Origin of the sequence: Empedobacter sp. GD03797, from assembly GCF_029842105.1 — a bacterium.
Taxonomy (GTDB): Bacteria; Bacteroidota; Bacteroidia; order Flavobacteriales; family Weeksellaceae; genus Empedobacter; species Empedobacter falsenii_C.
On record NZ_JAOCFS010000013.1, the window covers coordinates 68,619 to 77,319 of the forward strand.

At 31.5% G+C, this 8,701-nt stretch carries 11 protein-coding genes; 5 read left to right on the top strand and 6 right to left on the bottom strand.

Annotation, left to right across the window (positions count from 1 at the left end; all coding sequences use genetic code 11):
• Positions 1-5: 5 nt before the first annotated feature.
• Together N5D90_RS10165 and N5D90_RS10170 are read left to right on the top strand one after the other, a co-directional pair.
• Entirely contained in the window at positions 6-1,814 is a 1,809-nt protein-coding gene (locus N5D90_RS10165) for a TonB-dependent siderophore receptor (protein ID WP_280062375.1), read from the top strand.
• Positions 1,815-1,820: 6 nt separating this feature from the next.
• Positions 1,821-2,897 carry a DUF5074 domain-containing protein gene (locus N5D90_RS10170; protein ID WP_180905735.1) on the top strand — a complete coding sequence of 359 codons (1,077 nt, stop codon included), beginning with the start codon at positions 1,821-1,823 and terminating at the stop codon, positions 2,895-2,897.
• A 36-nt stretch (positions 2,898-2,933) separates the two neighbouring features.
• On the opposite strand, the gene N5D90_RS10175 is transcribed toward N5D90_RS10170, so the two are convergent.
• The gene (locus N5D90_RS10175; RefSeq protein WP_114998128.1) at positions 2,934-3,839 is read right to left on the bottom strand and encodes an EamA family transporter; all 906 of its coding nucleotides are present in this window, start codon (positions 3,837-3,839) and stop codon (positions 2,934-2,936) included.
• Positions 3,840-3,916: 77 nt separating this feature from the next.
• On the opposite strand from N5D90_RS10175, the gene N5D90_RS10180 reads away from it, so the two are divergent.
• Positions 3,917-4,357: a nucleoside deaminase gene (locus tag N5D90_RS10180; RefSeq protein ID WP_280049931.1), complete on the top strand. Its 441-nt coding sequence runs from the start codon at positions 3,917-3,919 to the stop codon at positions 4,355-4,357.
• On the opposite strand, the gene N5D90_RS10185 is transcribed toward N5D90_RS10180, so the two are convergent.
• Positions 4,354-5,100, bottom strand: a complete 747-nt coding sequence (locus tag N5D90_RS10185; RefSeq protein WP_280062376.1) for an alpha/beta hydrolase — start codon at positions 5,098-5,100, stop codon at positions 4,354-4,356. The genes N5D90_RS10180 and N5D90_RS10185 overlap by 4 nt on opposite strands.
• A 48-nt stretch (positions 5,101-5,148) precedes the next feature.
• Between N5D90_RS10185 and N5D90_RS10190 the strand changes: the two genes are divergently transcribed.
• Together N5D90_RS10190 and N5D90_RS10195 are read left to right on the top strand one after the other, a co-directional pair.
• Positions 5,149-5,628 carry a hypothetical protein gene (locus N5D90_RS10190; RefSeq protein WP_280062377.1) on the top strand — a complete coding sequence of 160 codons (480 nt, stop codon included), beginning with the start codon at positions 5,149-5,151 and terminating at the stop codon, positions 5,626-5,628.
• Positions 5,629-5,655: 27 nt separating this feature from the next.
• Entirely contained in the window at positions 5,656-6,240 is a 585-nt protein-coding gene (locus N5D90_RS10195; protein WP_280062378.1) for a hypothetical protein, read from the top strand.
• A 2-nt stretch (positions 6,241-6,242) separates the two neighbouring features.
• Here N5D90_RS10195 and N5D90_RS10200 read toward each other — a convergent pair whose 3' ends face one another.
• The 4 genes from N5D90_RS10200 to N5D90_RS10215 form a co-directional block, all read right to left on the bottom strand.
• Positions 6,243-6,848 carry a hypothetical protein gene (locus tag N5D90_RS10200; RefSeq protein ID WP_280062379.1) on the bottom strand — a complete coding sequence of 202 codons (606 nt, stop codon included), beginning with the start codon at positions 6,846-6,848 and terminating at the stop codon, positions 6,243-6,245.
• Positions 6,848-7,027, bottom strand: coding sequence for a hypothetical protein (locus tag N5D90_RS10205; protein ID WP_280050645.1), 180 nt, complete (start codon positions 7,025-7,027; stop codon positions 6,848-6,850). The genes N5D90_RS10200 and N5D90_RS10205 overlap by 1 nt, the downstream gene beginning before the upstream one ends.
• A gap of 67 nt (positions 7,028-7,094) precedes the next feature.
• Positions 7,095-8,246, bottom strand: a complete 1,152-nt coding sequence (locus N5D90_RS10210) for a cystathionine gamma-synthase (protein WP_280050646.1) — start codon at positions 8,244-8,246, stop codon at positions 7,095-7,097.
• 70 nt (positions 8,247-8,316) lie between these two features.
• Positions 8,317-8,701 (bottom strand): hypothetical protein (locus tag N5D90_RS10215; RefSeq protein WP_280062380.1); only part of this gene is annotated, 385 nt, incomplete at its 5' end.

Below are 8,701 nucleotides of genomic sequence, written 5' to 3' on the forward strand. Positions count from 1 at the left end.
TTAGTATGAAAAAACTTTTTCTTTGTTTTAATCTTATCGCTGGAATTGCTTTTGCACAGACGGATACCATCAATTTGAAACCTTTGATTTTGAATGATGCTTTTCTTAAAAATCATTACAAATCTCAAAGTATTATCAAACTAAATGATAGTATTTTAGAGCAAAATCCTAATCAACTGACGCAAGTTTTACAAGCGCAAACGCCAATTTATTTTAAAGAAAATGGACGAGGAATGGTTTCTTCACCTTCGTTTCGTGGAACTTTAGCTTCGCACACAGCTGTGATTTGGAACGGAATAAATGTCAATTCGCAAACTACAGGACAAACTGATTTTAATTTATTTGCAAGTAATTCGTTTGACGGAATTTTAGTAAAACCTGGTGGCGGAAGTATTGCGTACGGAACAGGTTCTATTGGTGGTACAATTCATTTGTTGAATAAATTTGAGTATGACAAAGGTTTACAGCAAAAAATCAATTTAGGATACGGAAGTTACGATACGTGGTCGGGAAAATATCAGTTGAAATATAGTACAGAAAAATTTAGTTCTTCAATCGATTATGAACGCAATCAATCTGATAATGATTATAAAATTCCGAATCACATGAAGAAAAATTTGAACGGGAAATATTATTTCAATACGATGAATGGAAATTTTGGGTATAAAATTAATCCTAAAAATGAATTGAAACTTTATTCGATGTTCAACTTTGGAAAGCGCGAATTTCCTTTGGTTGATATTGGTTCAACGCCTTCTAGATACGAAAATCAGGACTATCGTTTGATGACAGAATGGAATTTCAATCCAAATGAAAAGTGGCAATCGCAGTTAAAATTAGCTTATATTCGAGAAGAAAGCAGTTATTTCAACAATATTCACAAATCTTATTCGGACGATTTACAAGTTGATAATTATATTTTAAAATATTATCTGAATCATCAAATCACGAATAATTTTGAACTTTCACTTTTATCGGAAGCTAATTATAATCAAGGAAGTGGAAATAATTTGACCAAAAGTGATCAAAATTCTATCAATTTTGCCTTAATCGCGAAGCATAAATTATCAGATGTTTTGGAATACGAAGCGAGTATTCGCCAAGATTTTTCTGATACATACCAAAATCCATTTATTTATTCATTAGGTTTTAATTATCGTCCAATATATTCGTATCAATTAAGAGGAAATGTTTCGAAAAATTTCAGAAATCCAACGTACAATGATTTATTTTGGAAAACTGGCGGAAATCCAAATTTGAAATCAGAATCAGCTTATCAATTTGAATTAGGAAATGATTTTATCAGCAAAAATCTAAACATTCAAACCAATATTTTTTATAATAAGTTGAGTGATATGATTCAATGGATTCCGAGTTCGCAAAACAGTTCTTATTGGGTTCCTGTGAACATCAACAAAGCAGAAACCTATGGTTTTGAAATGATTGGAAATTACAAATGGAATGCGTTTAGTTTCAATACAATTTATGCGTATACCAAAACAAAAAATAAATTTAAAAATAAGGAATTGATGTATTCGCCAAATCATAAATGGACGGCGAGCGCACAATACACTTACAAACGTTTATCTGCTTTTGTACAAAATATTTATACAAGTAAAGTTTTTACTGATTCAGAAGAAGAAAGAACACTTGACGGATTTTGGCTAACGAATTTAGGTTTAAATTATACGATTTCACCACTTTATAGCGTTTCTATGAGAGTGAATAATGTGTTTAACCAAGAATATCAAACGCAAGAAAACCGTTGGCAACCAGGCACAAATTATAACATACAAATACAAATAAAATTTTAAAAAACTATGACTAAATTTAAATCAATCGCACTTATAGCTTTGGCTGGAGTCTTTTTACAATCTTGTTCAAATGACGATGATGGACCAAACAATGATCCAGAAAATGGAAATTATTCGAAAGGAGTTTTTATTTTGAATGAAGGAGGTTTCAATTCAGCTAACGCAGAAATCACTTATTTTGATCCAACAAAAGATGTAAGTACAACAAATCCTATTCAAGAAATTTTCAAGACTGCGAACGCAGGTGCGCAATTGGGTTCTGTAGGACAAAGCATGTATTTCAAAGGAAACAAAGCTTATATTGTTCTTAATGTTTCTAATAAAGTAGAAGTTGTTGACAACACAACTTTCAAAAAAATTAGTACAATTCCATCATCAGATAATATGAGCAACCCTCGTTATATCGTTTCTGATGATCAATTTTTGTATATCTCAAACTGGGGAGATCCTAATGTTACGACAGACGATTTTATTGCAAAATACAAAATCAGCGATTTAACATTTGTAGAAAAATATAAAGTAGATGAAGGTCCAGAAAAAATGATTCTTGACAATAACAAACTTTATGTTGCACAAAAAGGTGGCTGGGGAACAGGTAAAACAGTTACAATTATTGACCTTAAAACAAATGATAAAAAAAGTATAAATGTTGGTGATGTTCCGACAGATTTAACAATTCAAAACGGAAATTTATTTGTGCTTTCTCAAGGTGTTAATTGGGGAACTACTACAAAAGGAAAATTGGTTCGTTATAATTTAACTTCAGAAGATAAATTAGAAATGAATTTTCCTGATGGACAACATCCTAATTTCTTAGTTGCGGAGAATAGTAAATTGTATTACATCGTTAATAATTCTGTTTATTCTATGGCTACAAATGCAACAGCTTTGCCTACAAAAGCAGATTACATAACAGGTGCTGATAGTGTATATGGTTTCTATGTAAAAGGTGATACTTTTTATGTTTTAGACGCAAAAGATTACAATTCTAATGGACGATTATTAATTCAGAATGCACAAGGAGGTCTTAAAAATCCAGCAATTACAACTGGAGTTTCACCAAATTCTGTTTACATCAAATAATATTTCCTGAAAAATCAACATAAAAAAATCTGAAGTTTAGACTTCAGATTTTTTTATGTGTTTTATTTTGAAAATTGTTTGCGAATTAAATACTACGATTGCGAGTAAAATCAAACTATAACCGATCATTTGCATTGGCGAAACGGCTTCTTTGTAATAGAAAATTGCCAAAACAAAATTCATAATTGGATTCAAATAAATTAAAATTCCAACGGTTGAAGAGTCAATTCCTTTTAAAGCAAAATTGTTTAAGAACATTGGAATAATGGTGAACAAAATCACAATCATCATAATACATTGATAGAAAATTGTTTCGGTCGGAATTGGTCCTGAAAAGATGAAAACCAATGGTAACATCAGAATGGCTACAATTAATAATTGTGTCATCAACAAATTGAAACTATCAAAAACATTCAAACTTCTCTGAATTATGATATACAGGGCAAATGTGCACGCAACAATCAAACTATAAACCAAATCTACAAGATGACCTATAGAAAGAACCAAACATGCTAAAAGGCTAATACCAACTGCAATCCATTTTATTTTGGTTAAATGTTCTTTCAGAATAATGAAAGCCAAAACGGTTGTAATAATCGGACAAACCAAGTACGAGAGCGATGCAGCTTGCACACTAATATGATTCATTACGATAATAAACATCAACCAATTCGTCATCAAAATCAATGATCCGCCAACAATTAAACTTCCTAATTTTTTCTGTTTCTTTTTATCAAATGATTTGAACAAATCAAAATCAGCTTTCATCTTATTGCGTCGAAATCCAACATTAATGACCACTAAAAAGAAAACGGAAACGTACAATCTAAAAAATAGAATATCCAAAGGAGGATAACCTGCGATTGGTTTCAATCCGAAACTGAAAAATCCCCACATAAAGTAGGTTATAATGGCTGCAATGATATATTTTGATTGATTCATAAAAGAGGCGTCAATTTGTACAAATGTATCGAATATCCAATTTGGAAATGATTATTTTTGCCTTAAATTTTATAGAAATGGAAAATCTTTTTACAGACGAATATTTTATGAGAATCGCCTTTAATGAAGCGATTACAGCTTTCGAGCGAGACGAAATTCCAGTTGGAGCTGTGATTGTTTGCAACAACAAAATTATCGCGAAAGCACATAATCTAACGGAAACATTGACTGATGTGACCGCTCATGCTGAAATGCAAGCCATTACCTCTGCTGCGAATTATTTAAGCGGAAAATATTTACAAGATTGCACATTGTATGTAACCTTAGAACCTTGTGTGATGTGCGGCGGAGCGTTGTATTGGAGTCAAATCTCAAAAGTAGTTTATGGTGCTTCGGATGAAAAACGTGGTTTTAAAGCAAAAATTGGCGAATTACATCCAAAAACTGAAATTGTTTCGGGAATTATGGAAGAGGAGTGTGGTCAATTGATGAAAGAATTTTTCCAACGCAAGCGTTAAATTGATTTCAAAATCGATAAAACTTCGTCGTAATTTTCTATAAAAGCCATATGTCCACCATCAAATTTGTACAAATGAATGTTAGGCAAATCTGGAATTAAAGTTAAAAATAATTCAGGATTGACTGTTTCATCATTCAGTCCAACAATAATATAAATTCCACCTTTAAAATCATACAAAATAGACGAACGATCAGGGCGCTCTCGCATTCCTTTCAAAGCTGCACAAACGCCTTCGATTGGCGTTTTCAAAGCAATTTCTTTTACAAATTTCAACTCTTCTTTAAATTGATCACGATGATGAGCCGCAAATAAAGTTGGCATACTAAAACTTACCAACGCATTGAAATTTTTTCGAGCAGTTTCACACGCTTTCAACCGTTGATTTTTCTTCGCTTCATCATCTGGCAAAGTCGAAGAATTAATCAAAACAATGTTTTCTACACGTTCTGGAAAAAGATCAGCTAACGCACACGCTACATAACCACCCATCGAATGCCCAACAAAAGTTGCTTTCTCAAGTTTTAATTCATCCAAAACCTCAATCACTTTTTCCGCCATTTCTTCCATCGTATTTACCTGTTGCAAATTTTCAGAATTACCATGTCCAGGCAAATCTATTGTAATAATTTGTGCTTCTTTCTCAAGATTTTTTCGTAAATTATTCCAAATTAAATGACTCTCTAAGAAACCGTGTAAAAACACCAAGGGTTTACCGTTTCCTGTATTTTTGTAAAACAACATATAGTTTGGTTCAGAATTTGTAATTAACTAAGCCACAAATTTACAATAATGAAAAAATATAGACCCATTATTATCCTCTCAATAGCTATTGGTGCTATTATCATTTATTGTATGACTAGTAATCAAACAATATCAATAGGAGAAACGACCCAAAAAGTAGTCAAAAAAGATTCTTCTATGCAAGAAATTGCTTTGGCTACTCCTAAAATCATGAATAATTCTGAATTGAAATTAATTCATGGAAAAGGCGAATTTGAGATTGAAAAAGAAGCGAAAGAGCAACAAACTTTTAGTTTTAGAAATGATTCATCTTCCTCTGTTTTTATTCAAATTATTCCTCAAAATAAACTCGGGAATATCAGAATTAATCAACTTATCTCTCCAAATAACGAAAAAGATGGTCCTTTTGGACAAGAAATCAATTATGATTTAACCGAAAAAGGCTTATATCAAATCCGAATTGGCGAAAGTTTGATGCAAGGAGATCCATTTGAAGGAAAATATACCTTGAAATTGCAGTTAAAATAGTTACTTTTACAACAGAATTTTTCTGTTATGAAATGGACTTTTATAGCTTTTATTACATTGATTACGCTTTATAGTTGCGAAGATAAATCTACGCCAACCATTTATCCAAGCAAGATTGGAGTTGATTCTGCGTACAAAGATTTGGTAAAAAAAGATAAACCAATAACAGAAGATGTGATGAAAGAGGAAGTAGTGAAAACAACTTCACCTCAGAAAAAAGTTACTGCAAAACCTCAACAAAAAGTTGTATCTAACGCAGATAAAATTATTCCGTTAAGTGCTAACAACACAACCGAAAATCTGGAAGTAAGTTATGCAAAAGCTAAAGCAGAACCAACTAAAATAGCAGGACAAACAAATACATTTACCTTTAATGCAGATTCTGCTAAAAAAGTTTGGATCAAAATTTCTGCGCAAGATTCTACAGCAAATATCAGAATTAATCACATCAAAGGACCTGTGGATTCTATAAAAGGTGGACCATTTGGCAAAGAAACCATCTTCGAATTACCTGCGCGTGGCGTGTATCAATTCTCGATTTCGGAAAAACCAACAAACTCAAAACCATACGCTGGGAAATATAAAGTGGAATTGAAATTATTGTGGAAATAAATCTATTTGTAGTAGATTTTGTAGTTTAAAGCATAATTACCAAATAATTCTTGTTTACGAAACCCTGAATTTCGATTATCATTGTAATGAACAAAAACATCTGATTTTTTGGACGTATTTATCAAATCAAAATAGCCATTTCCTTCAGGGCAAAAAGGATTTTCGTAAGAAGTTTCTAAACCAATAAAATAATTTTTAGCTTCAGATGGTTTAAGTTTTAAATGAATTGGAAAAATACATTTTCCTTGATAATCCTTATCAACTTCAAACCATTTTTCTTCGATTAAACTTTGTTTATCATCAATTGATTTTAGAATTATTGGTTTGAAATAATAATATTCATTGCAATAATTTTTCTTCTTCACTTTTGATTCAAACAAAATTTCGATTGCTACAATTTCAATTTCTTTCTCGTTTGGAAGCAATAAATTCGAAAATATTTTGAGTCCAAAACTTGTGTTATCGGTTAATCTTTCAACTTTCTTGAACTTTGGACGAAATTGTTTGTAATTAGAATAATTCATAACCTCAACTTGATTGAGATTAATCGTATCCAACTTTTGAGCAAAACTTAACGTAGAAAGTAAAAAGAGAATTAGGAATTTCATCAACTTCTTTGTTTCAAAATTTCTTTCAATTCTTTTAGCTCAGAAAGAATTTCATTGTTCTGGGCTTCTAACTCCTTTATTTGTTCAGTATTTTTAAAAACATTATCAAAACGCTTAAAAAATAATCGAATAAAAAATAAAATAAATATTAAAACTACTATTAATGCTATATTTTCCATTCTTTAAAAGTATAAAAAAACGACTCAATACTGAGTCGTTCTTAAATTATTTTTATTTTGAGAAGAATTAAATCAAGTTCAAAACTTGTTCTAAATCTTCCAATAAATCATCTATATCTTCAATACCTACAGACAAACGAATTAAATCATCTGTAATACCAATTTCAGCACGTTTTTCTGCTGGAATAGACGCATGTGTCATCGTAGCTGGGTGATTTGCTAATGATTCAACTCCTCCTAAAGATTCAGCCAAAGTGAAAACTTTTAAGTTTTCTAAAATTTTGAAAGCATCTTCTTTCTTACCAGAAGTCAACGTAAACGTCACCATTCCTCCGAAATCTTTCATTTGCTTTTTCGCAATTTCGTGTTGTGGATGATTTTCCAAACCTGGATAATACGTGTGCGCAACTTTTGGATGAGCTTCTAAAAACTGAGCGATCTTCATTCCATTAGAACAGTGACGATCCATACGAACAGCCAATGTTTTGATTCCACGTAAAACTAAGTAAGAATCTTGTGGTCCTAAAATTCCTCCAGTTGCAAATAAATTGAAGTGAACATCAGTTGCTAATTGTTCCGAATTAACCACAATTGCTCCCGCAACTAAATCTGAGTGACCTCCTAAATATTTCGTTGCCGAATGCATCACGATATCTGCTCCCAACTCAATTGGACGTTGTAAATATGGCGACGCAAATGTATTATCTACAGCAACTAAAATATCTGCTTTTTTTGCTTTTGCAGCATCATTTACAGCTTTGATATCAACCACTTTCATCAATGGATTTGTAGGCGTTTCAACCCAAACCATTTTTGTGTTTTCATTGATTAAAGCGATAACAGCCTCAACATTTGTCATATCTACGAAATGGAATTTCAATCCAAATTTTTCATAAACACGTGTAAATAAACGGTAAGAACCTCCGTATAAATCGTCCATCGCGATGATTTCATCACCTGGTTTGAATAATTTTAACACACCGTCAATTGCTGCTAAACCAGAACCAAATGCAAAACCTGCAACTCCACCTTCGATAGATGCTAATGCGTTTTCTAAAGCAGTTCTTGTTGGATTTGCGCCACGAGAATATTCGTATCCTTTGTAATCTCCTGGTGATCTTTGTGCGAATGTTGATGTTTGGTAAATTGGAGTCATAACGGCTCCTGTTGAAGGGTCGTGTTGTTGACCTCCGTGTATCGCTTTTGTATTGAATTTCATTGTGAATGCTTTTAACTATAGCAAATATATGGAGTTTTATTTATTCTTTGTTTTAAAGATTTGTTAGAATTTATTTCGGGAGATTTTTGGATTCAATAAGAACATTCTCTACTACGTAAATATTAAAAATAGAAGGTCTAACTTTTATAATTGCATGATTTTTATTTAAATCAGCTTTTTCTAATTTTTGAAATGCATCTTTATCTAAATTTATAGACTCTTCGTTTCCTTTAAAATTAACTTTCAGCTTATAATAATCTCCACCTCTTCTATGTCTTCCTTTTTTAACTTCTAAAATTTCACAATTTTCTGTAATTATTTGATCTTTTGCTAAATCATTCACAATATGTTTCGATCCATAATAAAAAGATATTGAGAGAAAAATCGAGTAATAAATGGAAATTAAAACAATATCTTTCCAATATCCCGTTTCTACTAATTTACGTTTAAATATT

Bases quoted from the DNA above. Each gene is read 5' to 3' on its own strand.
- N5D90_RS10175 (WP_114998128.1), bottom strand. From the start codon at position 3,839: ATGAATCAATCAAAATATATCATTGCAGCCATTATAACCTACTTTATG.
- N5D90_RS10185 (WP_280062376.1), bottom strand. From the start codon at position 5,100: ATGTTGTTTTACAAAAATACAGGAAACGGTAAACCCTTGGTGTTTTTA.
- N5D90_RS10165 (WP_280062375.1), top strand. From the start codon at position 6: ATGAAAAAACTTTTTCTTTGTTTTAATCTTATCGCTGGAATTGCTTTT.
- N5D90_RS10190 (WP_280062377.1), top strand. From the start codon at position 5,149: ATGAAAAAATATAGACCCATTATTATCCTCTCAATAGCTATTGGTGCT.
- N5D90_RS10200 (WP_280062379.1), bottom strand. From the start codon at position 6,848: ATGAAATTCCTAATTCTCTTTTTACTTTCTACGTTAAGTTTTGCTCAA.
- N5D90_RS10170 (WP_180905735.1), top strand. From the start codon at position 1,821: ATGACTAAATTTAAATCAATCGCACTTATAGCTTTGGCTGGAGTCTTT.
- N5D90_RS10195 (WP_280062378.1), top strand. From the start codon at position 5,656: ATGAAATGGACTTTTATAGCTTTTATTACATTGATTACGCTTTATAGT.
- N5D90_RS10205 (WP_280050645.1), bottom strand. From the start codon at position 7,027: ATGGAAAATATAGCATTAATAGTAGTTTTAATATTTATTTTATTTTTT.
- N5D90_RS10210 (WP_280050646.1), bottom strand. From the start codon at position 8,246: ATGAAATTCAATACAAAAGCGATACACGGAGGTCAACAACACGACCCT.
- N5D90_RS10180 (WP_280049931.1), top strand. From the start codon at position 3,917: ATGGAAAATCTTTTTACAGACGAATATTTTATGAGAATCGCCTTTAAT.